At 71.3% G+C, this 21,508-nt stretch carries 19 protein-coding genes; 3 read left to right on the top strand and 16 right to left on the bottom strand.

The genetic code is table 11. The features are described 5' to 3' along the window. Positions 1–2: 2 nt before the first annotated feature. The 10 genes from RIF89_RS00795 to RIF89_RS00750 form a co-directional block, all read right to left on the bottom strand. Positions 3–860, bottom strand: coding sequence for a shikimate dehydrogenase (locus RIF89_RS00795; RefSeq protein WP_309067286.1), 858 nt, complete (start codon positions 858–860; stop codon positions 3–5). A 1-nt stretch (position 861) separates the two neighbouring features. Next, on the bottom strand, positions 862–2,298 hold the full coding sequence (gene mltG, locus RIF89_RS00790) for an endolytic transglycosylase MltG (RefSeq protein WP_309067285.1): 1,437 nt from the start codon (positions 2,296–2,298) through the stop codon (positions 862–864). A 9-nt stretch (positions 2,299–2,307) separates the two neighbouring features. Next, positions 2,308–2,775: a Holliday junction resolvase RuvX gene (gene ruvX, locus RIF89_RS00785; protein ID WP_309067284.1), complete on the bottom strand. Its 468-nt coding sequence runs from the start codon at positions 2,773–2,775 to the stop codon at positions 2,308–2,310. Beyond that, complete coding sequence (gene alaS, locus RIF89_RS00780; RefSeq protein ID WP_309067283.1) at positions 2,775–5,432, bottom strand: alanine--tRNA ligase; 2,658 nt, start codon at positions 5,430–5,432, stop codon at positions 2,775–2,777. Before alaS ends, ruvX begins: the two co-directional genes overlap by 1 nt. Before the next feature lie 103 nt (positions 5,433–5,535). After that, positions 5,536–5,733, bottom strand: coding sequence for a hypothetical protein (locus RIF89_RS00775; protein WP_309067282.1), 198 nt, complete (start codon positions 5,731–5,733; stop codon positions 5,536–5,538). Positions 5,734–5,877: 144 nt separating this feature from the next. After that, the gene (gene rpsD, locus RIF89_RS00770; protein ID WP_309067281.1) at positions 5,878–6,507 is read right to left on the bottom strand and encodes a 30S ribosomal protein S4; all 630 of its coding nucleotides are present in this window, start codon (positions 6,505–6,507) and stop codon (positions 5,878–5,880) included. Positions 6,508–6,667: 160 nt separating this feature from the next. Further along, the gene (locus tag RIF89_RS00765; protein WP_309067280.1) at positions 6,668–7,930 is read right to left on the bottom strand and encodes an ABC transporter permease; all 1,263 of its coding nucleotides are present in this window, start codon (positions 7,928–7,930) and stop codon (positions 6,668–6,670) included. Beyond that, on the bottom strand, positions 7,927–8,661 hold the full coding sequence (locus RIF89_RS00760; protein WP_309067279.1) for an ABC transporter ATP-binding protein: 735 nt from the start codon (positions 8,659–8,661) through the stop codon (positions 7,927–7,929). Before RIF89_RS00760 ends, RIF89_RS00765 begins: the two co-directional genes overlap by 4 nt. Beyond that, entirely contained in the window at positions 8,658–9,632 is a 975-nt protein-coding gene (locus tag RIF89_RS00755; RefSeq protein ID WP_309067278.1) for a hypothetical protein, read from the bottom strand. The genes RIF89_RS00760 and RIF89_RS00755 overlap by 4 nt, the downstream gene beginning before the upstream one ends. A gap of 285 nt (positions 9,633–9,917) precedes the next feature. Further along, on the bottom strand, positions 9,918–11,255 hold the full coding sequence (locus RIF89_RS00750) for a replication-associated recombination protein A (protein WP_309067277.1): 1,338 nt from the start codon (positions 11,253–11,255) through the stop codon (positions 9,918–9,920). A 155-nt stretch (positions 11,256–11,410) separates the two neighbouring features. On the opposite strand from RIF89_RS00750, the gene RIF89_RS00745 reads away from it, so the two are divergent. The 3 genes from RIF89_RS00745 (at position 11,411) to RIF89_RS00735 (ending at position 14,210) form a co-directional block, all read left to right on the top strand. Further along, positions 11,411–11,743, top strand: a complete 333-nt coding sequence (locus RIF89_RS00745) for a dioxygenase (RefSeq protein ID WP_309067276.1) — start codon at positions 11,411–11,413, stop codon at positions 11,741–11,743. 79 nt (positions 11,744–11,822) lie between these two features. After that, the gene (locus RIF89_RS00740) at positions 11,823–13,541 is read left to right on the top strand and encodes a DUF349 domain-containing protein (protein ID WP_309067275.1); all 1,719 of its coding nucleotides are present in this window, start codon (positions 11,823–11,825) and stop codon (positions 13,539–13,541) included. A 99-nt stretch (positions 13,542–13,640) separates the two neighbouring features. Next, positions 13,641–14,210: a hypothetical protein gene (locus tag RIF89_RS00735; RefSeq protein WP_309067274.1), complete on the top strand. Its 570-nt coding sequence runs from the start codon at positions 13,641–13,643 to the stop codon at positions 14,208–14,210. Here the strand turns inward: RIF89_RS00735 and RIF89_RS00730 are convergent. From RIF89_RS00730 to ruvA, 6 genes are all read right to left on the bottom strand, one after another. Then, positions 14,189–16,438, bottom strand: coding sequence for a bifunctional (p)ppGpp synthetase/guanosine-3',5'-bis(diphosphate) 3'-pyrophosphohydrolase (locus RIF89_RS00730; RefSeq protein WP_309067273.1), 2,250 nt, complete (start codon positions 16,436–16,438; stop codon positions 14,189–14,191). The two genes, RIF89_RS00735 and RIF89_RS00730, sit on opposite strands and share 22 nt — an antisense overlap. 70 nt (positions 16,439–16,508) lie before the next feature. After that, positions 16,509–17,489, bottom strand: coding sequence for a protein translocase subunit SecF (gene secF / locus RIF89_RS00725; RefSeq protein ID WP_309067272.1), 981 nt, complete (start codon positions 17,487–17,489; stop codon positions 16,509–16,511). Next, positions 17,489–19,225, bottom strand: coding sequence for a protein translocase subunit SecD (gene secD, locus RIF89_RS00720; RefSeq protein ID WP_309067271.1), 1,737 nt, complete (start codon positions 19,223–19,225; stop codon positions 17,489–17,491). The genes secF and secD overlap by 1 nt, the downstream gene beginning before the upstream one ends. A gap of 46 nt (positions 19,226–19,271) precedes the next feature. Further along, on the bottom strand, positions 19,272–19,745 hold the full coding sequence (gene yajC, locus RIF89_RS00715; protein WP_309067270.1) for a preprotein translocase subunit YajC: 474 nt from the start codon (positions 19,743–19,745) through the stop codon (positions 19,272–19,274). A gap of 89 nt (positions 19,746–19,834) precedes the next feature. After that, a complete protein-coding gene (gene ruvB, locus RIF89_RS00710) occupies positions 19,835–20,881 on the bottom strand; it encodes a Holliday junction branch migration DNA helicase RuvB (RefSeq protein WP_309067269.1) in 1,047 nt (348 codons plus the stop codon). Continuing rightward, entirely contained in the window at positions 20,874–21,491 is a 618-nt protein-coding gene (ruvA, locus tag RIF89_RS00705; RefSeq protein ID WP_309067268.1) for a Holliday junction branch migration protein RuvA, read from the bottom strand. Before ruvA ends, ruvB begins: the two co-directional genes overlap by 8 nt. Positions 21,492–21,508: the final 17 nt, after the last annotated feature.

Below are 21,508 nucleotides of genomic sequence, written 5' to 3'. Positions count from 1 at the left end.
CCCTAGTCTCCCACGAGCGCGGCGCGCATCGCGGCGCGCACGTCATCCTCGGACGCGAGCGGGGTCTCGACGCTCCCGCTCGTGAAGACCCGCACCTGCAGCACCGCCTGGTGCAGCAGCATGCCGAGTCCGGGGATCGCCCGTCCGCTCCAGCGGCTTGCCAGGTGCGACGGCCACGGGTGATAGGCGACGTCGAACAGGGCCCCTCCGGCGGCCGCGAGGGCGTCGGCGTGCGCCTCGGGCAGGATCGTGCCGCCCGGCAGGGAGCACACCGTCAGGTCGACGGGCGCGTGCACCATGCCGAACGGCTCGACCGACGCGTCGATCCCCAGCCGCTCGGCCAGCGCCACCAGCGGCAGGGCACGCTCCGGACGTCGCGCGACGATGCTCGCCCGCCGCGCGCCGATCTCTCCTGCGGCGACGAGGGCGGAGGCCGATGTGGCACCCGCGCCGATGATCCGCACCTCGTCGACCGCGGTGATCCCCTCGTCCGCGAGCGCCGCGACGATGCCCCCCACGTCGGTGTTGAAGCCGATGGGCGCGCCGGCGGGTGCACCCTCCGGACGCCGCACGTCGGCGCCGGGCAGCAGCAGCGTGTTGACGGCGCCGGTCAGCTCGGCGCGGCGATCGTGCCACGCGCTCGCGCGCCACGCCCGCTCCTTGAGCGGCATGGTCACCGCGAGGCCACGCCACTCGGCGTCGAGCGTCGCCAGCATGTCGTCGAACACGGCCTCCGCCACGCGCACGCGCCCGAACGTCCAGTCGAGGCCGAGCATCGCATACGCGGCGCCGTGCAGCTGAGGCGACCGGCTGTGCGCGATCGGGTCGCCCCAGACCGCCAGACGGTGTGCGGCCGGCACGTCAGCAGCCGGAGTCCGGGTTCGCCTCGCACCACTCGTGCCACTGGGAGATGGCCCGCTCGTGCTCGCCGAGGGTCTCGCTGAACACCGTCTCACCGGTGTCGAGATTTACGGTCACGAAGTACTGCCACGGCCCCTCGGCCGGCTTGAGCGCGGCGTCGATCGCGACATCGCCGGGGTTGGAGATCGGGCCGGCGGGCAGGCCGGTGTGCACGTAGGTGTTCCACGGGTTGTCGTCCTGCAGCGCCTCCTCGGAGCTGCTGACGGTGCCGTCGTGCATCTCGCCGTAGCCGTACTGCGCGGTCGAGTCCATCTGCAGCAGGCCGCCCGTGTCCGAGATGGCGGGGTCGAGACGGTTCTGGATCACGCGGGAGACCTTGTAGAAGTCGTCCTGGAAGCGCGCCTCGCGCTGGATGATCGAGGCGATCGTCAGGATCTCGTGCTCCTGCCCCTCGGGCACCCCCGCGGCCGAGAGCGACTCGCGCGTGCGGTCGACCATGGCGCGGATCGCGTCCTCGGCCGTGACGCCCGGATCGAACGTGTAGTTGGCGGGGAACAGCCAGCCTTCCAGGCTGTCGCCCTCGACGCCGAAAGCGGACGGGTCGGAGGCCGCTGCCTGCAGCTCCTCCAGCGGCATGTCGAGTCCGGCCGATGCCGCCTCGAGCGTCGCCTCGACCGTGAGCCCCTCCTGCAGCGCGACGGCGTTCTCCAGGCGGTTGGCGGGATCCTCGATCGCCGCCAGTGCCGCCGCGGACGTCATCTTCTGCTGCAGCTGGTACACGCCCGGATAGAACAGCGGGATCGCCTCGGCCGCGATGAGGTGATCGTAGAACGAGTCCGGCTTGAGCGTGACGCCGGCCTCGTAGAGCTTCTGCGAGATCGCCTCGCCGCCGTCGCCCTCCTCGATCGTGATGGTCGCCTCGCCGGTCGCCTGGCCCTCCTCGTAGTCGCTCGGGCCGTCCCAGCCGAAGCGCTCCTGGATCGCCGGGCCATACGTGTTCCAGAGGTAGAAGCCGCCGGCGACGATGCCGCCGAGGATCGCCAGCAGGATCACCAGGGTCACAAGGCAGCCGCGGCCGCCCCGGCGCGGCTTCGCGTCGACGGTGTTCTCCGGCACGAAAAGGTCATCGAGCGAGGCGGGCTCGGAATCCGCGGCGTCGGGCTCGTCGGCCGCGCGCGTGGCGGTTTCCGCGAGCGTCGCCGGCGCCGTGCCGCGACGGGCGGCGGGGGGCGGAGCGATCGTGGCCTCGGAGCCGCCGGACGGGCCGCGGAACAGCTCCTGGTCCCAGGGAAGCGAGCGGCTGGCCGGAACGGGGCCGGCGGCGTCCGCGGGGCCCTCCTCCGCGGCGGCGGGCGGGTTCGGGTCCTGCGGAGCGCGAGAGGCCTGCCGTGCTTGACGTCGGGTCAGCGGCTTGCCATCGCGAGTCGGGTCGGACATGAGTCGGGTCTACTCCTCGGGTATGCCGGCCGGGATACCGGCGGCCGCCCCGGTGCGCTTCTCGCTGTCGATGGCGTGCTGCAGCAGCACCACCGCGGCGACCTGATCCACAATGCTACGAGAACCCCTCTGAGAACGCCCGGACTGGCGCAGAGCGGAATGCGCGGACACCGTGCTCAGGCGCTCGTCGACGAGCCGGACAGGAGCCGCCTGGGCTGCTGCGAGCCGGGCCGCGAACTCGCGGGCGTCCGCCGTGGAGGGCGTGTCCTCGCCGCGCATGTTGAGCGGCAGTCCCACGACGAACTCCAGCGGCTCGTACTCCGCCGCGAGCTCCACGAGTCGCGCGATCGACCGCTCGTCGCGCGGCACGGTCTCCACGGGCACGGCGAGCATGCCGTCGGGGTCGCAGCGGGCGACGCCGACGCGGGCCTTGCCCACGTCCACGCCGAGACGCACGCCGCGTCGGAAGCCGCTCATCACCCCTGCAGCTGCGCGCGCACGGCGTCCAGTGCGGCGACGACGCCTGACGCGTCCGCACCGGCGCCCTGCGCCATGTCGTCGCGTCCGCCGCCGCGGCCGCCGAGCGGCTCGAGCGCGGCCTTGATCAGCACGCCGGCCTTCGCGCCCCCGGCGCGCGCCGCGTCGTTGGTCGCGACGATCGCCAGCACCTTGTCTCCCGCGCGCCCCGTCAGTGCGACGACGGCGGGCTCCGAGCCGAGGCGCTCCCGCACGGAGGTGGCGAGGCTGCGCAGGTCGTCGGCGGAACCGACCGCACCGACGTTCTCGGCGACGAGATTGACAGATCCGGTCCGCTGAGCGGTCTGGGCGAGCGCCGGCACACGGTCGGCGAGGGCGCGGGCCTCGAACGCCGCGATCTTCTTCTCGGCGGCCTTGAGATTCGCGGTGAGCTCGGCGATCCGCGCCGAGAGCTGGTCCTTCGGCGCCTTCAGCGACGCCGACAGCTCGGCGACGATCGCCCGCTCGGCGGTGAGCTCGCGGAACGCGTCGACGCCGACGAGCGCCTCGACCCGGCGGTTCGACGCGCCGACCGACGACTCGCCGATCAGGCTCACGAGCCCGACCTCCGCGCTCGAGGACACGTGCGTGCCGCCGCACAGCTCGCGCGACCACGGCCCGCCGATGTCGACCATTCGCACGGTCTCGCCGTACTTCTCGCCGAACAGCGCCATGGCTCCGGCGGCCTTCGCGTCCTCGAGCGAGAGCACGCGCGTCGTGACCTCGAGGTTGTCCCGCACGGCGTTGTTGGCGATCTCCTCGATCTCGGAGCGGGTCTCGGCGCTGAGCGCCTGACCCCAGGTGAAGTCGAAGCGGAGATAGCCCGCTCGGTTGAGCGAGCCTGCCTGGGTCGCGCCCTTGCCGAGCGTGTCCCGCAGGGCCGCGTGCACGAGGTGGGTGGCCGAGTGGGCCTGCTGCGCGGCCCGGCGGTTGACCGCGTCGACGATCGTCGTGGCGGGCTGCCCCTGGCCGACCTCGCCACGCGTGACCTGCACGGTGTGGCTCACCAGACCGGGCACAGGGCGCTGCACGTCGAGCACCTCGAGCTCATAGCCCGGCCCGACGATCGTTCCCTTGTCGGCCACCTGGCCGCCCGACTCGGCGTACAGCGCGGTCTCGGCGAGGATGACCTCGGCGATCTGTCCCTCGGATGCGGTGCCGGTGGCGAGGCCGTCCACGAGCACCCCCAGCACCCGGCTCTCCGTCTCCAGGTCGGTGAAGCCCGTGAACACCGTCTCGCCGAGCGCGCGGAAGTCGCGGTAGACGCTGACGTCCGCAATCGCGCGCTTGCGCGAGCGCGCGTCCGCCTTCGCGCGCTGCTTCTGCTCCTGCATCAGCGCGTCGAAGCCGGCACGGTCGACGCCGATGCCCGCCTCCTCGGCGATCTCGAGCGTGAGGTCGATCGGGAAGCCGTACGTGTCGTGCAGCAGGAAGGCCTGGTCGCCGCCGAGCGTCGCGCCGCCCTCCGACTTCGTCTTCTGCACCGCGGTGTCGAGGATCGTGGATCCCGACGAGAGCGTGCGCAGGAAGGTCTCCTCCTCCGCGAACGCGTAGGACGAGAGCCGCTGCCAGTCCGCATCGACGACCGGGTAGGCCTCCTTCATCGCATCGCGCGACGCCTCGAAGAGCACGGGGAACGTGGCCTCCTCCACGCCGAGCAGCCGCATGGCGCGCACGCTGCGGCGCATCAGGCGGCGCAGGATGTAGCCGCGACCCTCGTTCGACGGCGTCACGCCGTCGGACAGCAGCATGAGCGACGACCGCACGTGGTCCGCGATGATCCGGAAGCGCACGTCGTCCTCGTGCACCGCGCCGTAGCGGCGGCCCGACAGCTCGGACGCGCGGTCGAGCACGGGGCGCACCTGGTCGATCTCGTACATGTTCTCGACGCCCTGCTTGAGGAACGCGACGCGCTCGAGTCCCATGCCGGTGTCGATGTTCTTCGCGGGAAGGTCGCCCACGATGTCGAACTCGGTCTTGGACCGGACGTTCGTGATCTCGTTCTGCATGAACACGAGGTTCCAGATCTCCAGGAACCTGTTGTCGTCGACCACGGGGCCGCCCTCGCGACCGTACGCCGGGCCGCGGTCGAAGTAGATCTCCGAGCAGGGACCCGCAGGTCCGGGCTGGCCGGTCGTCCAGAAGTTGTCCTCGCGGCCGAGCCGCTGGATCCGCTCGGCGGGCAGTCCCGCGATCCTCTGCCACAGCTCGGCGGCCTCGTCGTCGGTCTCGTAGACGGTGACCCACAGGTCCTTCTCCGCGAAGCCCAGGCCGCCGTCCGCCTCCGAGGAGGTCAGCAGCTCCCACGCATACGCGATCGCGCCCTCCTTGAAGTAGTCGCCGAACGACCAGTTGCCGAGCATCTGGAAGAACGTGCCGTGCCGGGCGGTCTTGCCGACCTCTTCGATGTCGTTCGTGCGGATGCACTTCTGCACGTCGGCGGCGCGCGGATACGGCGCGGGCACCACGCCCGTGAGGTACGGGATGAACGGGACCATGCCCGCGATCGTGAACAGGATCGACGGGTCGTCGCTCACGAGCGACGCGGACGGCACGATCGTGTGGTCGTTCTTCTCGAAGTAGTCGAGGTAGCGCTTCGCGATCTCCGCGGTCTTCATGTGGGGTGATTCGTCCTTGGTCGATCTGCTGGCGGGTTCCCGGAGGAAGCGCGACAGCATGCGGGGGCGGCCGTCTCGGGTGACGGCCGGGAAGCGGATGGGGTCAGACGGCGGGGGCGTCGTCCGCCGACGAGCGGCGGGCCTCCTCGAGGCGGTACGCCTCGCCGATGCGGCCCGTGAACTCGTCGATGCGCGCGTCGATGTCGGCGAGCAGCTCGGCGCCCCGCGGGTCCCTGTTGAGGAAGTGCGCCGCGACGAAGCCGGCGATGATGCCGAGCAGGAACGCCAGCAGGTTCTTCATGTCACCCATCCTCCGATCGGACCGCGCGTGGCGGCATCCGTTCCATCGTAGACCGACGCTGGGCGCGGCAGCCGAAGCCGCCGGGCGCGGAACGACGGAGGGCGCCGAGGCCGAAGCCTCGACGCCCTCGCAGCGCGGGATCGCTCAGCGCGCGGCGTAGTACTCGACGACGAGCTGCACGTCACACGTGACGGGCACCTCGGCGCGCTTGGGACGACGCACGAGCTTCGCCTGGAGCTTGTCGAGCTCGACCTCGAGGTAGCCGGGCACGGCGGGCAGCACCTCGGCGTGACCGCCGAGAGCCGCGACCTGGAAGGGCTCGAGGCCCTCGCTCTTCGCCTTGACCTCAATCGTCTGGCCCGGCTTCACGCGGAACGACGGGCGGTCGACGATCTTGCCGTCGACCGTGATGTGACGGTGCACGACGAACTGACGGGCCTGCGCGGTCGTGCGGGCAAAGCCCGAACGCAGCACGAGGGCGTCGAGACGCATCTCGAGCAGCTCGACGAGGTTCTCACCCGTCAGGCCCTCGGTGCGGCGAGCCTCGTTGAAGGCGATGCGCAGCTGCTTCTCACGGATGCCGTACTGCTCGCGCAGACGCTGCTTCTCACGCAGACGGACGGCGTAGTCGCTGTCGGTCTTGCGCTTCGTGCGGCCGTGCTGACCGGGGCCGTAAGGGCGCTTCTCGAGGTAGCGCGCGGCCTTCGGGGTCAGCGCGACGCCGAGGGCGCGCGACAGGCGGACCTTGCGGCGGTCCTGGGACTTGGTAACCATGGTTTCCTTTCACGAGGCCGCGGCTATCGCGACGCTCGGACGTACAGTCCCCTTCCATCCGGTTCGGGCGTACGTCTACCCACCCGAGGGATCGTGCGAAAGGGGATGTGCCCGGATTTTCGAGCCGATCAAGCCTATCAGACGACCCCTGCGGGCTGCGTCAGTAGCGGATGGCGTCGATCGGGCGCACCCGCACGGCGACGAGCGCGGGCAGCAGCCCCGCGAGGGCGCCGACGACCGCAGAGACCAGCAGGCCGGTCACGGCCGCGGACATGGGGAACGCCGGCGGCTCCTGCAGACCGGCGAACAGGTTGTCCGTCAGCAGCGGCATACGCAGGACGAGGATCGCGATCACGATGCCGACGCCGCCCGCGATGACGGTCGCGACGACGCTCTCGAGCATGACGGAGAAGAACACCCGCGTGCCGGTCGCCCCGAAGCCGCGTCGCACGCCGATCTCCCGGATGCGGTGCCGCACCGTGACGAGCGTGATGTTGAGCAGGCTGAGCCCACCGAGCGCCAGGATGAGCGCCGCGATCGCGCCGAGGATCAGGAACATCGGACCGAACGGGTCGTAGCCGCCCTGCTCCTGCTGGAACAGGAAGTCGCTGCGGTACGCGTCGGCCTCCATGCCGCGCGGAAGACTCGCCGCCATCGAGACCTTCATCGCCTCCATGAGCTCGTCCGCGCCCTCGACGGGGATCCACGCCTCTCGCGACGTATTCGCGCTCAGCGTCGGCCCGACGATCCCTGCAGCGTCCTCGTAGACGATGTAGCCGCTGTATCCGTCCGGCCCCGCCGTCGACGTGGTCACCCCGACGACGACCGCCTCGGCGTTCACCCGCGCCGACGGCGTGCCGTCGACGTTCCAGGAGCTGAGGGTGAGCGTCACGGTGGGATGAGCCTGCATCGCGGGAGCGCCCAGCGCCTTCCACCAGTTCTCGCTGATCACGACCGCGGGCACGAGCCGGTCGCCGTCGGCATCCGTGAACCATCGCCCCTCGAGCACGGGGACGCGCCGCATGACGCCGTAGTCCGGGTCGACCGCCTGCATGCTCACCCAGGGCCCGCTCGGCACGACCGCGTCGACCTGCGCGACACGCGCGGCCCAGTCGACGCCGAAGCGCTCCGTCGTCGCGAAGAACGCCGCGTCCACGACGTCCGCGTCCGGCGGCTCCGGGACCGCGTCCGGGTCGCTCGAGGCCTCGAAGGCCGAGAATCCGACGAGGGCGGGCCTGCCGCCGGAGCGCTCCATCTGCTCCTGGAAGCCCTGCGCCATCATCTGCCCGAGGGCCACGACGCCCGTGAACGCGGCGACGGAGACCGCGACGACGATCAGGCTGAGCAGCACGCGCAGCCGGTGCACACGCAGCTCCTGCCACGCCTCCGTGAGCGCGCCGGTGATCGCGGTGAGCGGCCTCATGCCACTCCTCCCGTGCGCGCGATCGCGTCCGCCTCGAGCACAGGGACGGTCTCGTGCAGGACGCCTTCCGCGAGCCGGTAGGCGCGCCGTGCGCGCACCGCGACGTGCGGGTCGTGGGTGATCGTGATGAGCGCGGCGCCCGCCTGCGTGGCGATGTCGTCGAGGAGATCCATGATCACGGCCCCGGTCTCGACGTCGAGCGCGCCGGTCGGCTCGTCCGCGAGGATCAGCCGCGGTGAGCGCACGAGCGCGCGGGCGATCGCGACGCGCTGCTGCTCGCCGCCCGACAGCCGCTCGGGCATCTGCTCGAGCCTGTCGCCGAGCCCCACGCGCTCGAGCATGTCCGTCGCGATCGCACGCCGTCGCCAGAACGCGCGTCCGCTGTCGTACAGCAGCGGCATCTCGACGTTCTCGAGCGCGGTGCGTCCGGGCAGCAGGTTGAACTGCTGGAACACGAACCCCACGTTCCTGCCGCGCGTGCGATCCCGCCTCCCGGCGCTCATGCGCTGCAGCGGCACGCCGTCGAACTCGAGCTCGCCGTCCGTGGGGGCGTCGAGCAGGCCGAGGATGTTCAGCAGCGTCGACTTCCCGGATCCTGACCGGCCCATGACGCTCAGATGGTCGCCGACCGCGACGTCGAGATCCACACCGCGCAGGATGTGCAGGGGCGCCGCGTCGGGCAGCTCGACCGTGCGGGTGATGCCGCGAGCCCGCAGGATCGGCGCGCTCACCCCTCCGCCCCGGCGGTCGTCTGAGCGTCGGCGTCCTCGCCGGGCTGCTCGGAGACGGGCACGAACTCGAAGATCGCCTCGCCCTCCTCAAGCCCCTCGCGCACCTCGACGACCGAACCGTCGTTCAGGCCGAGGACGACGTCGCGCTCCTCCGGCAGTCCGTCGGGGCCGGGCACGAACACGACACCGGACTCCGCCGTGCCGAGGACCGCCGTCATCGGCACGACGAGCACGTCCTCGGCCACGCCGCCCGGGATGGTGATCGTGGCGCTCAGTCCGGGGAACACCCGCACGTCGTCGGGCACGGGACAGCGCACCGTGGTCGTCGCGGGCGCGGCGGCCTCGCCGCTCTCGCTCTCGAGCCCCGCGAGCGGCGTCTCCAGCACGAGACCCTTGCAGGTGAACGGCGCGGGCCCGCCCGTGATCTCGATGGTCGCCTCCTTCGGCTCCGTCGTGAGGCGGTAGCGATCCGCCGGCGGGATCGAGCCCTGGATCTGGAAGGTCGCCGGCGCGATCGCCCCGACCGTGTCTCCCGGCGCCACGGCCTGACCGCTCGCGAGGGTGAGGTCGGACAGGGTTCCCGTGCCGGGCGCGATGATCTCGCTCCACAGGTCGGTGGTCGATCCGTCCTCCTGCGGCACCTGCTCGCGGACGCTGGCGACGATCGCGCCGGCCTTCACCTGCTGTCCCTTGCGGAAGAAGACATCCACCACCGTCCCGGCCTTGTGCGCCTGCACCGCCACGGCGGGGTCGTTCGCGATCGTCGCGGGAAGCTCGAGGTCGTTCACGATCGTGCCGCGCTCGACCGGCAGCTGCGGCTCGGCGAGCGCTCCCGTCGGCTCCGCGCCGGCGCCCACCGCGGGAGCTTCGGCGCGGTCGGGGAAGAACGCGAGCTTGGCGAGCGCCACGGCGACGATCGCGCCGATGATGAGCCAGAAGACAGGCAGGATCACGCGTCGGAAGACGGCCATGCGGGAGACCTCGTTCGGGGAGCTGGGGCTGGGGTGGGTGGGATCAGGGGAATGTCTGCTCACCCTCGCGGTCCCCGAAGCGCCGCGTCAAGGATTCGCGCCGGAAACCGGGGATCCCCCTGACCCGCTCGGGGTCGCTGCCTGCGTGCGCCCGCCCCGTCCGTGCAGCAAACCACATGGTGTGAACGAGACCACAGGCTTCGGGCGCGTCAGACAGTGTGGTCTCGTTCAGGCGATGTGGTTTGGCGCCAGCAGCAGGCCGCGCCTGGCCGAGCGCGGCCGGCGTCAGTCGCCCAGGATGCGGCGCAGGCGCTCGAGCCGCGCGCCCACCTCGCGCTCGGCGCCGTGCGGCTTCGGTTCGTAGTAGCGCCGCCCTCGCAGCTCGTCGGGCAGGTACTGCTGCGGCACGACGCCGAGATCGTTGTCATGCGGGTAGACGTAGCCCTTGCCGTGCCCGAGCCGCTTCGCACCCGCATAGTGCGCGTCGCGCAGGTGCTTCGGGACGGGGCCCATCCGGCCGGCCTTGATGTCGGCGATGGCGGCGTTGATCGCGTTGTAGGCGGCGTTGGATTTCGCTGCGGTCGCGAGGTACGCCGTCGCCTCGGCCAGCGGGATGCGCCCCTCCGGCATGCCGATGAACGCCACGGCGTCCGCCGCGGCGACCGCGATCTGCAGCGCCTGCGGGTCGGCGAGTCCGATGTCCTCGGATGCCGAGATCACGAGGCGCCGGGCGATGAACCGCGGGTCCTCCCCCGCCTCGATCATGCGCGCGAGATAGTGCATCGCCGCGTCGACATCGGAGCCCCTGATCGATTTGATGAACGCACTGATGACGTCGTAGTGCTCGTCGCCCTGGCGGTCGTAGCGCAGGAGGGCGCGGTCCACGGCCTGCGCGACGTGGGCGGCGGTGACCGTCGGCTCATCCGCGTCCTCGGGCGACTCGGACACCGCGACCCCCGCGCTCGCCTCGAGTGCCGTGAGCGCCCGACGAGCGTCGCCGGAGGCGAGGCGGATGAGCGCCGCGCGCGCCTCCGGGTCGAGGCGGATCTCGCCCGCGAGGCCGCGCGGATCCGTCACGGCCCTGTCGACCAGAAGCCCGAGGTCCTCATCTGTCAGCGGCTGCAGCGTGAGCAGCAGGGAGCGCGAGAGGAGCGGCGAGATGACCGAGAAGCTCGGGTTCTCGGTGGTCGCCGCGATCAGAATGACCCAGCCGTTCTCGACGCCGGGCAGCAGCGCGTCCTGCTGGGCCTTCGTGAAGCGGTGGATCTCGTCGAGGAACAGGATCGTCGACTGGCCGTACAGGTCGCGCTGGTTCAGCGCCTCCTGCATCACCTCGCGGACGTCCTTCACACCCGCCGTGATGGCGGACAGCTCGACGAAGCGGCGACCCGACGATCGCGCGATCGCCTGGGCCAGCGTCGTCTTGCCCGTGCCGGGCGGGCCCCACAGGATGACCGACACGGTGCCGGGTGCCTGCGCCTCGGGATCCGCCAGCGCCACGATCGGCGAGCCGGGGCGCAACAGGTGCGCCTGCCCCGCGACCTCCTGCAGAGACGTCGGGCGCATGCGCACGGCGAGCGGCGTAGAGCCGCGGCCGCCGCCCATCAGGGAGCCCGAGTTCATCCCTCCAGCGTATGCGGGACCTCGGACACGACCGTGTCGATTTCGACGACGAGCACGAGCCTGCGTAGGCTCTATCGCGCTTCGCAGGAGGCGCCGCGGAGGCGCCCCTCGAGCGGAGCGACCGATTTCGACCACCGCCGAGAGGATTCGCAGCCATGGCCGCAGTGGGCAGGTCGTCCGCCCGGGACCGCGCCGCGCGCGAGGCCCGCGAGCGCGCGCGACTGTACGAGGCGCGCGTGCAGCACCATCAGGCGCAGGCGCGCCGGCGACGCCGCGACAACATCGTCGCCACCAGCGTTGCGGGGCTCGTCGTCGCCGCGGCGGTCGGCGGTCAGGCGCTGTTCTACTCGGTCGGCCCCGGGGCGGCGGAGGCGCCCGTCCCGAGCGAGACGCCCGCGATCTCGGAGTCGCCCGCACCGGCACCGGATGTCACCGGCACGCCTGTGCCGACGGGCTCGCCCGCGCCGACGGAGACGCCCGCGGGCTGACGCCGGGTCGCCCACGCGGCGGCGTACTAGGCTGGGGCCGTCCTGTCCCCTCCCGCGGTCACCGCGCAAGGAGCCCCCCGTGACGAGCCCCGATCACACCCCCGCTGAAGAGACGAACCCCGCCGGCGCCGATGCCGCCGAGGTCGCCGAGACCGCGCCGGAGCGCACCGAGACGGTGCGCGAGACGGCACCGGCCGACGAGAGCCAGACCGCCGCGACGCCCGCGGACGAGGATGCGCCTGCCGCCACCGCCGACGCGAGCCGGCCCGCCGCCGACGAGCCCGTCACGCAGCAGCCCGCCGCGGAGCAGCCGGTGGCCGACGACCCCGCGGCCGAGGAGGCCCCGTCGGCGGTCGAGGCCGCCGGCGACGCCGAGCCGGGAGAAGCCGCGGAGCCGGCGGAGAGCGCCGACGTGACCGCTGCCGAGGAGCCCGCTGCCGAGGAGCCCGCTGCGAAGGAGAGCCCCGACGCGGCCGCTGCCGACGCCACCGCTGCCGAGGGGTCCTCTGCAGAGGAGCCCGCCGCGGGCGGGGATGCCGCGGCCCCCGAGCCGGGCGAGCCCGCCGCGCAGGCCGCGACCACGTGGGGACGGGTGGATGAAGCCGGCGTCGTCTCGGTGCGCGAGGGCGACGAGTGGCGCGTCGTCGGCGAGTATCCCGACGGCACACCCCAGGAGGCGCTCGCCTACTACGAGCGCAAGTTCGACGATCTCGCGCTGCGCGTGCGCACTCTGGCCCAGCGCCGGCTGCGCGGCGGAGCGTCCGCCGCCGACCTGCGCGGTCAGGCGAAGAAGCTGCGCGAAGAGGTCGACGGCGCGGCCGTCGTCGGCGATCTGGCCGGTCTCACCGATCTGCTCGACGCGCTGACCGCCTCGCTCGCCGAGGCCAGCGCCGAGGAGGCCGCCGCGCATCGCGCCGCGGTGGACGAGGCCGTCGCCCAGCGCACCGCCATCGTCGAGCGCGTCGAGGCCCTCGCCGCCCGCGACCCGAAGTCGATCCAGTGGAAGCAGGCGACGACCGAGCTCAACGCGGCGTTCGAGGAGTGGCAGCAGCACCAGCAGTCGGCACCGCGCCTGCCGAAGTCGACCGGTCAGGCGCTCTGGAAGCGATTCCGCGACGCGCGCTCGACGGTCGAGCGTCATCGTCGCGCGTTCTTCGCCGAGCTCGACGAGACCCACAAGGCCGCACGCGATCGCAAGACGAAGATCCTCGAGCGCGCCGAGGCCCTCGCCCCGAAGGGTGAGGACGGCATCCCCGCCTACCGCGCCCTGCTGGACGAGTGGAAGTCCGCCGGTCGGGCCGGGCGCAAGGTCGACGACGCTCTGTGGGCGCGCTTCAAGGCCGCGGGCGACGCCCTCTACTCGGCGCGTGCGGAGCGCGACGCCGCCGAGCAGGCCGAGTCGGCGCCGCGCATCGAGGCGCGCAAGGCGCTGCTCGAGGAGGCGAAGGCCGTTCCCGACATCGCCGATGTGAAGCGCGCACGTCAGCTGCTGACCGGCATCCAGCGCCGCTGGGACGAGGTCGGCCGGATCTTCCCGCGCGACGCCGAGCGTGCGCTGGATGACCAGCTGCGAAAGATCGAGCAGGATCTGCGCGCGCGCGAAGAGGTCGACTGGAAGCGCAACAACCCCGAGACCAAGGCGCGCGCGAACGACGCGACGCGCCAGCTCGAGGAGGCGATCGAGAAGCTCGAGAAGGAGCTCGCAGACGCCGAGGCCAAGGGCGACGCGAAGGCCGCGGCGAACGCGCGCGAGGCACTCGACGCGCGCCGCGCCTGGCTCAGGGCCATCGGAGGCTGATCCGCGCAGCGGAGCGAGACGACTGCCCTCGAAGAGCGCACGGCACCGGTTATCCACACCGGGCCGCGCGCTCTTCGTCGTTCCCGGCACACTGCGTGCATGGCCCGCGTGCACCTGCCTCACGAGATCCTGTCCCCCGCCGAGCTGTCCGCCGCGCGGCTCGACGGCGAACTCACCCGCGTCGGCGGGGACGCGTACGCACCCGCAGACGCGCTCGAGACGCCCGCCGTGCGGGCCGCGAGCCTGCGCGGGCTGCTCGGCGAGCGTCTTGTCGCGATCGGCGTGAGCGCGGCGTGGGTGCACGGCGCCTCGGGCGCGCCGCCCGCGGTGCACCATGTGCAGCGCGGCTCCCACGGTGTGGCGCGTCCGGTCAGCCGCGGCATCCGCTTCCGCGACACGCCCATCGGCGACGACGACATCGTGGTGCTGGGAGGGGTGCGCGTTGCCAGCCCCGTGCGCACGCTCGTAGAGCTGGCGCGCGAGGCATCCGATCCCCTGTCCGCCGACTGCGCACGACGCCTCGCGACGCCGGCGCTGGTCGATGCGGCGATCGGATGGCTCGTCGCCCACCGGCGATTTCCCGGACGACAGCCCGCCATGTCCTTCCTGGCGGGGCTGACGGACGACCGATCAGTGCCTGTCGCGGATCAGGACGACGTCACGCGATAGACGTCGTACACGCCGTCGATGCGGCGCACGGCGTTCAGCACGCGGTCGAGGTGCACGGCGTCGCCCATCTCGAACACGAAGCGGCTGAGCGCGAGGCGCTCCTTCGTGGTCGACACGGTGGCCGACAGGATGTTGACGTGGTGCTCCGTGAGCACGCGTGTGACGTCGGAGAGCAGACCGGAGCGGTCGAGCGCCTCGACCTGGATGTGCACGAGGAACACGCTCTTCGTCGTGGGCGCCCAGGTCACCTCGACCATGCGCTCGGGATCGTTCTTCAGCGACTTCACGTTCGTGCAGTCCTCGCGGTGCACCGAGACGCCGCTGCCGCGCGTGATGAAGCCGACGATCTGATCGCCCGGCACCGGGGTGCAGCACTTGGCGAGCTTGACGAGGATGTCGCCGGCACCGCGCACCAGCACGCCGGAGTCGCCGCCGCGCGGCGCGCGCTGGCTGACGGTGGGCGGCAGGTCGACCTGCTCGGTTGTCGGCTCGTCGCTCGCCTGCACGAGCGCCGAGACCTTCTCCAGCACCGACTGGGTCGAGACGTGTCCCTCGCCGACCGCCGCGTAGAGCGCAGAGACGTCCTCGTAGTGCATGAGGTCCGCGACCTCGTGCAGCGAGTCCTTCAACCGCTGCAGCGGCAGCTGGTGACGTCGCATCGCGCGCGCGATGGCGTCCTTGCCCTGCTCGATCGCCTCGTCGCGGCGCTCCTTCGTGAACCAGCCGCGGATCTTGTTGCGCGCGCGGGTGCTCTTGACGAACGTGAGCCAGTCCTGGCTCGGACTCGCGTCGGGGTTCTTCGACGTGAACACCTCGACCACGTCGCCGGAGTTCAGCGTGGACTCCAGCGGCACCAGGCGGCCGTTGACCTTCGCACCCATCGTGCGGTGACCGATCTCGGTGTGCACCGCGTACGCGAAATCGACCGGGGTGGCACCGGCCGGAAGGCCGATGACCTTCCCCTTCGGGGTGAAGACGTAGACGTCCTTCGCGCCGATCTCGAAGCGCAGCGAATCGAGGAACTCCCCCGGATCCTTCGTCTCCGACTCCCAGTCGGAGATCCTCGCCAGCCACGCCATGTCGGTGTCGATCGACTTCGGATCCGCGGCCGCCTTGCCGCCGGCCATCCGCTCCTTGTACTTCCAGTGCGCCGCGACACCGAACTCGGCCTGCTGGTGCATCTCGTTCGTGCGGATCTGGATCTCGACCGTGCGACCGCCGGGCCCGATCACCGTCGTGTGCAGCGACCGGTAGAGGTTGAACTTCGGCGTCGCGATGTAGTCCTTGAACCGACCGGGAAGCGGGCGCCAGCGCGCGTGGATCGAACCCAGGACCGCGTAGCAGTCACGCACGGTCGCGACGATCACGCGGATGCCGATCAGGTCGTAGATGTCATCGAACTCGCGACCGCGCACCACCATCTTCTGGTACACCGAGTACAGCTGCTTGGGACGACCGGCGACCGTGCCGCGGATGCGCAGCTCGTGCAGGTCGCGGCTGACGTCGTCGATCACGTTCTGCACGTACTGCTCGCGCTGCGGCGTCCGCTGCTTCACGAGGCTGTCGATCTCGTTGTAGATCTTCGGGTGCAGCACCGCGAACGAGAGGTCCTCGAGCTCGGACTTGATCGCCTGGATGCCGAGGCGATGCGCGAGCGGCGCATAGATCTCGAGCGTCTCGGTCGCCTTCTTCTTGGCCTTCTCGGGCGGGACGAAGCCCCACGTGCGCGCATTGTGCAGACGGTCGGCGAGCTTGATCACGAGCACGCGGATGTCCTTCGACATCGCCACGATCATCTTCCGGACGGTCTCGGCCTGCGCGCTCTCGCCGTACTTGACCTTGTCGAGCTTGGTGACGCCGTCGACGAGGAGGGCGACCTCGTCGCCGAATTCGGCCTGCAGCTCGGGCAGCGGGTAGCCCGTGTCCTCGACCGTGTCGTGCAGCAGCGCAGCAGCGATCGCCCGCGGGCCGAGGCCGAGCTCGGCGAGGATCTGCGCGACCGCGAGCGGATGCGTGATGTACGGCTCACCGCTCTGCCGCTTCTGACCGCGGTGCTTCTCCTCCGCGACGGCGTACGCGCGCTGGATGATCGCCAGGTCGCCGCGCGGGTGGTTCGCCCGCACGGTCGTGATCAGCCGCGTGAGATCGACGTGCCGCCCGGCGCGCGAGAAGATCCGCGGGACCAGCCGGCGCAGGCTCGGGGCCTGGGACGTCACGGAATCGGCCATGCTGCGTCCCCTCCCTCGCTCACTCGCCCGCCATGCGGATTCTGCAATCCTACGCCGGGGCGGGGACCACTCAGGCTGCGCCACGTGCGGCGAGCACCCTCTCGTCGGCCTGACGGATCGCCGGCTCGTTCTCCCGGAACAGCGAGTAGATCGGCGCGGCGACGAACAGCGTCGAGTACGTCGCGACGATGATGCCCACGAAGATCGACAGCGAGATGTCCGACAGCGTCTCGGCACCCAGCCACAGCGATCCGATGAACAGGATCGCGGCGACCGGCAGCGCGGCCACGACGGAGGTGTTGATCGACCTCACGAGCGTCTGGTTCACGGCGAGGTTCACCGATTCGCCGAACGTGCGACCCGACACGTCCGCGTCCTCCATCGTGTTCTCGCGGATCTTGTCGAACACGACGGTGGTGTCGTACAGCGAGTACGCGAGGATCGTCAGGAAGCCGATCACGGCCGCGGGCGAGATCTCGAACCCGCACAGGGCGTAAATGCCGACCGTCACGATCAGCACGTCGAGCAGGCCCACGATCGCTGCCGCCGACATCTTCCAGGTGCGGAAGTAGATGGCGAGGATGAGGAAGGTCAGCCCCAGGAAGATCGCCAGGCCCCACAGGGACTGGCGCGTGACGTCCTGCCCCCAGGAGGGGCCGATGAACGATGCGGTGATCTCCTCCGGCGCGACGTCGTAGGCCGAGGCGAGAGCCTCCGTGACCGTCTGCGTCTGCTCGGCGCCGAGCTGCGACGTCTGCACGCGGATGTCGCGGTCGTTGACGGTCGTGACCCTGGTCGTCGTGCCGGGGACGGACTCCTCGACCGTGTCGGTCGCGAGCGCCTGGTCGGTGGACGAGGGCGAGGAGACCAGGAACTGCGATCCGCCCGTGAACTCGACGGAGAACTCGAAACCGCCGCGCAGGAACGGCGCGATGGCCGACAGCACGACGAGCACGATCGCGACGATGAACCACGTGCGGCGGCGACCGACGAACGGGAAGGATGCCTTGCCCGTGTAGAGGTCGTTGCCGAAGTCGGTCATGGAGCGCATCAGGCGTTCTCCTCCTCGGCGCGGCCCGCGCCCTTGTCCGATGCGTTCTGCGCGGCCGCCAGTTCGGCGGCCTTGCGCTCGGCGATGGTCTGGCGGCGTTCTGCCTCACCGCGGGAGCGCTTCGCGCGCCCGGCCGCGGCGACCGGCGTGCGGAAGGATGCGCGGCCGCGGTAGACGGCGCCGAGGGCGGCGGGGTCGAGGCCCGAGAGCGGATGTCCGTCGCCGAAGAAGCGCGTGCGCACGAGCAGCTGCATGACCGGGTGCGTGAACGCCACGAAGATCAGCACGTCCAGCACGGTCGTCAGACCCAGCGTGAACGCGAAGCCCTTCACGGTCGCGTCGGCGAGGATGTACAGCACGACGGCGGCGAGCACGTTGATCGACTTCGAGATGTAGATCGTCCGCTTGGCGCGCGCCCAGCCGTCCTCGACGGCGACCGTCATCGCCTTCCCGTCGCGCAGCTCGTCGCGGATGCGCTCGAAGTAGACGATGAACGAGTCCGCCGTGAAGCCGATCGTCACGATCAGGCCCGCGACGCCGGCGAGCGAGAGGCGGTAGCCGAGGCGCCACGACAGCAGGCACAGCAGGATGTAGGTCAGCACCGCCATCACGACGAGCGACGCGATGATCACGAAGCCGAGTGCGCGGTAGCTGACGAGGACGACGAACAGGGCGACGAGCAGCAGGCCGATGAGTCCCGCGATCAGACCGCTCTGCAGCTGCTGCGAGCCGAGCGTCGCCGAGATGGTGTCGGAGCTGACGACCTCGAAGCTCAGCGGCAGTGCGCCGAACTTGAGCTGATCGGCCAGCACCTTCGAGGTCTCCTGGTCGATGCCGCCGCCGGAGATGCTGGGACGGCCGTCGGTGATGACCGCGTTCATCGTCGGCGCCGAGATGATGTTGCCGTCCAGCACGAACGCGAACTGGCTCCGCGGGTCGTTCGGCGACTCCTGGCGGACGGCGTTCAGACGCTCGCTGATCTCGCCGAACGTCTGCGCGCCCTCGCCGTCGAACTGCAGGTTGACGCTCCACGTGCCCGTCTGCGGGTCCATGCCGTTCGTCGCGTCGTCGATCGAGGACCCGTCCATCTCGACCGGGCCGAGGATGTACTTCGCCGCGCCGGAGGCGTCGCAGGTGATGAGCGGCTGGTCGGCAGGGGCGGCTGAGGGGTCGTTCTCGGGGTCATCGCAGCGGTAGGACTGGAACTGCGCCCACAGCAGGTCGCTGACCCAGGCGGGGTCGGACCCGTTCGACGGCTCGGCGGTGGGCGTCGCGTTGAGCGATGCGTCCGGCGTCGGGTACGGGGTCTCCTCGCCGTCCTCTCCCACGAACGTGTTCGAGGGACCAGACGCGTAGATCACGGCGCGGAGCTCGAGCTGCGCGCTGGCCTGGATGCGCTCGCGCGTCTGCTCGTCCGCGTTGCCCGGGATCTGGACGACGATGTTCTGCGAACCCTGCGTGGAGATCTCGGACTCGCCGACCCCCGACGCGTCGACGCGCTGGCGGATGATCGCGACGGCCTGCGCGAGCTGCTCGGCCGACGGCTCCGCCTCCTCGGTCTGGGCCTCGAGCACGATCTGCGTGCCGCCCTGGAGGTCGAGCGCGAGCTCGGGGACCCAGGTGCCCCCCTTGACGACGTGGACGCCGAGCGCGTTCGCGCCGAACAGGATGGCGGTGATGACCAGCAGGCCGGTCAGGACGCGCCAGGCACGGCGCGCAGGAGTGGAGATCGCCACTGAGGTGTCAGCTTTCTGCAGCGGAGGTGAGGCGCGGCTGTGCGGCTCAGGCGTTCTTGTCGTCGCGCTTGTCGGGCGTGGTGCCCGATCCGGGCAGCTCGTCGGCCTCGACGCCGTTGACCGTGTAGGTGCCCGGCTTCGAGTCATCCGCGACCGGCTCCGGCTCGGCGATCAGGGTCGCGTCCGCGTCGCGCGCGTCCACGGCGTCCACCTCGGCGGCATCGGCGTCGGTGGCGTCGGCCGTGGCCGCCGTCTCCTCGGGAGCCAGATCGATCGCCTGCGTGTGCAGCTCGACGACGACGCCCGGGGCGATCTCGACCCTCGCAGGCTGCGACAGGTCGTCCTTGTCGAACTCGACCAGCGTGCCGAACAGTCCGGATCGCGTCATGACGCGCGCGCCGGGGACCATGAGCTCGGCCTTGCGGGCCTGCTCCTCGCGCATCTTCTGCTGACGGCGCCGGGAGCTGAAGAACATCCAGACGAGCAGCAGTGCGAGGACGACGAGGAGGAGGATATCCATGGGGCGGGAGAGCCTTTCGGGTGGGCGCACGCACCGTCACGGGTGCGAGAGAAGGGGCGTTCGGCGGGAAGCCGCCAGACCTTCAGTGATTATAGGTCATTGAATTTCAGCACCCCATCCGGGTGGGGCACATCCAGATGCGCGTAGGCCTCGGGGGTCGCGACGCGACCACGGGGCGTGCGCCCCATGAAGCCGATGCGCACGAGGTAGGGCTCGACGACGCTCTCGACCGTGTCCGGCTCCTCGCCGACCGCGACCGCGAGCGTCGAGAGTCCGACCGGCCCCCCGCGGAATCTCCGCACGAGCGCGTCCAGGACGGCGCGATCCAGCCGATCGAGTCCGATCTCGTCCACGTCATACAGGTCGAGCGCGGCGCGCACCTCGGCGATGCCCGCCGCGGCGCCCCCGGCATGCACGAGCGCGTAGTCGCGCACGCGGCGCAGCAGGCGGTTGGCGATGCGGGGCGTGCCGCGCGAGCGGCGCGCGATCTCCGCGCGCTGCGGCGGCCCCAGCTCCACGCCGAGCACCGCGGCCGAGCGCCCCACGACGCGCTCGAGCTCGGCGGGCTCGTAGTACTCGAGGTGCGCCGTGAAGCCGAACCGGTCGCGAAGCGGGTTCGGAAGCATGCCCGAGCGGGTCGTGGCGCCCACGAGCGTGAACGGCGCCAGATCGAGCGGGATGCTCGTCGCGCCCGCGCCCTTGCCGACCATGATGTCGATGCGGAAGTCCTCCATCGCGAGGTAGAGCATCTCCTCGGCCGAGCGGGCCATCCGGTGGATCTCATCGATGAACAGCACCTCGCCCGGCGTCAGGCTCGACAGCAGCGCTGCCAGATCGCCCGCGTGCTGGATGGCGGGGCCGCTCGACAGCCGCAGCGGTCGTTCGCTCTCCTGGGCGACGATCATGGCGAGCGTGGTCTTGCCGAGGCCGGGCGGCCCTGCCAGCAGGATGTGGTCGGCCGGCCGCTGCTGGATGCGTGCGGCGTCGAGCAGCAGCTGGAGCTGCCCGCGGACCTTCTGCTGGCCGACGAACTCCGCCAGGCTGGCGGGGCGCAGCGCACCCTCGATCGCGAGCTCCACCTCGTCGAGCGGCTGGGGCCTTGTGACGTCGTCGGACGACAGGTCGTCGTCAGCCACGCGCTGCTCCCTGCTTGGCCGGGCCCAGGAGGGCCAGCGTCAGACGCAGCAGCGCCTGCACGGAGGCCCGGTCCGAATCGGATGCCGCCTCCGCCGCCTGCGCGACGGCCTCGCCCGCGACGCGCTCGGGCCAGCCGAGCCCGGCGACCGCCTGCACGACACGGTCCGTCACGTCGGACGGCGCCGCCGCGGGCGTGGCGGTCGGCGCCGGCGGGGCGAGCTTGCCCTGCAGCTGCACGACGATGAGCTTCGCGGTCTTGGGGCCGATGCCCGACACGCGCCGGAACGGCTTGTCGTCGTCCTCCGCGACCGCGGCCGCGATCTGGTCGACCGTCAGCGCGGACAGCACCCCGAGGGCGGATTTGGGACCGACGCCGGACACGCTCAGCATCGTCCCGAACACCTCGAGCTCCGAGCGCTCGGCGAACCCGAACAGCGACAGGGCATCCTCGCGCACGATGAGGGTGGTGTGCAGCGCGAGCGTCTCGCCGACGCGCGCCGTGCGCGCGACATCCGGCGGCACGGCGACCGAGAAGCCGACTCCCCCGACCTCGACGATGACGCTGTCGGTGCCGGCGTGCAGCACCGTGCCGCGCAGGGAGGAGATCATGCGTCCAGCCTAGGCGC

The sequence above is a fragment of the Microbacterium sp. genome (genome assembly GCF_031178525.1).
GTDB lineage: Bacteria > Actinomycetota > Actinomycetes > Actinomycetales > Microbacteriaceae > Microbacterium.
Note: the sequence above shows the minus strand (reverse complement) of the source record. Positions and strands in the feature narration are given on the sequence as shown.

Coding starts and splice junctions, on each gene's coding strand:
- RIF89_RS00755 (WP_309067278.1), bottom strand. CDS start 9,632: ATGGCCGTCTTCCGACGCGTGATCCTGCCTGTCTTCTGGCTCATCATC.
- alaS (WP_309067283.1), bottom strand. CDS start 5,432: ATGAAGACCGCGGAGATCGCGAAGCGCTACCTCGACTACTTCGAGAAG.
- RIF89_RS00735 (WP_309067274.1), top strand. CDS start 13,641: ATGGCCCGCGTGCACCTGCCTCACGAGATCCTGTCCCCCGCCGAGCTG.
- ruvA (WP_309067268.1), bottom strand. CDS start 21,491: ATGATCTCCTCCCTGCGCGGCACGGTGCTGCACGCCGGCACCGACAGC.
- RIF89_RS00750 (WP_309067277.1), bottom strand. CDS start 11,255: ATGAACTCGGGCTCCCTGATGGGCGGCGGCCGCGGCTCTACGCCGCTC.
- RIF89_RS00745 (WP_309067276.1), top strand. CDS start 11,411: ATGGCCGCAGTGGGCAGGTCGTCCGCCCGGGACCGCGCCGCGCGCGAG.
- rpsD (WP_309067281.1), bottom strand. CDS start 6,507: ATGGTTACCAAGTCCCAGGACCGCCGCAAGGTCCGCCTGTCGCGCGCC.
- RIF89_RS00765 (WP_309067280.1), bottom strand. CDS start 7,930: ATGAGGCCGCTCACCGCGATCACCGGCGCGCTCACGGAGGCGTGGCAG.
- RIF89_RS00775 (WP_309067282.1), bottom strand. CDS start 5,733: ATGAAGAACCTGCTGGCGTTCCTGCTCGGCATCATCGCCGGCTTCGTC.
- ruvX (WP_309067284.1), bottom strand. CDS start 2,775: ATGAGCGGCTTCCGACGCGGCGTGCGTCTCGGCGTGGACGTGGGCAAG.
- yajC (WP_309067270.1), bottom strand. CDS start 19,745: ATGGATATCCTCCTCCTCGTCGTCCTCGCACTGCTGCTCGTCTGGATG.
- mltG (WP_309067285.1), bottom strand. CDS start 2,298: ATGTCCGACCCGACTCGCGATGGCAAGCCGCTGACCCGACGTCAAGCA.
- RIF89_RS00730 (WP_309067273.1), bottom strand. CDS start 16,438: ATGGCCGATTCCGTGACGTCCCAGGCCCCGAGCCTGCGCCGGCTGGTC.
- secF (WP_309067272.1), bottom strand. CDS start 17,489: ATGCGCTCCATGACCGACTTCGGCAACGACCTCTACACGGGCAAGGCA.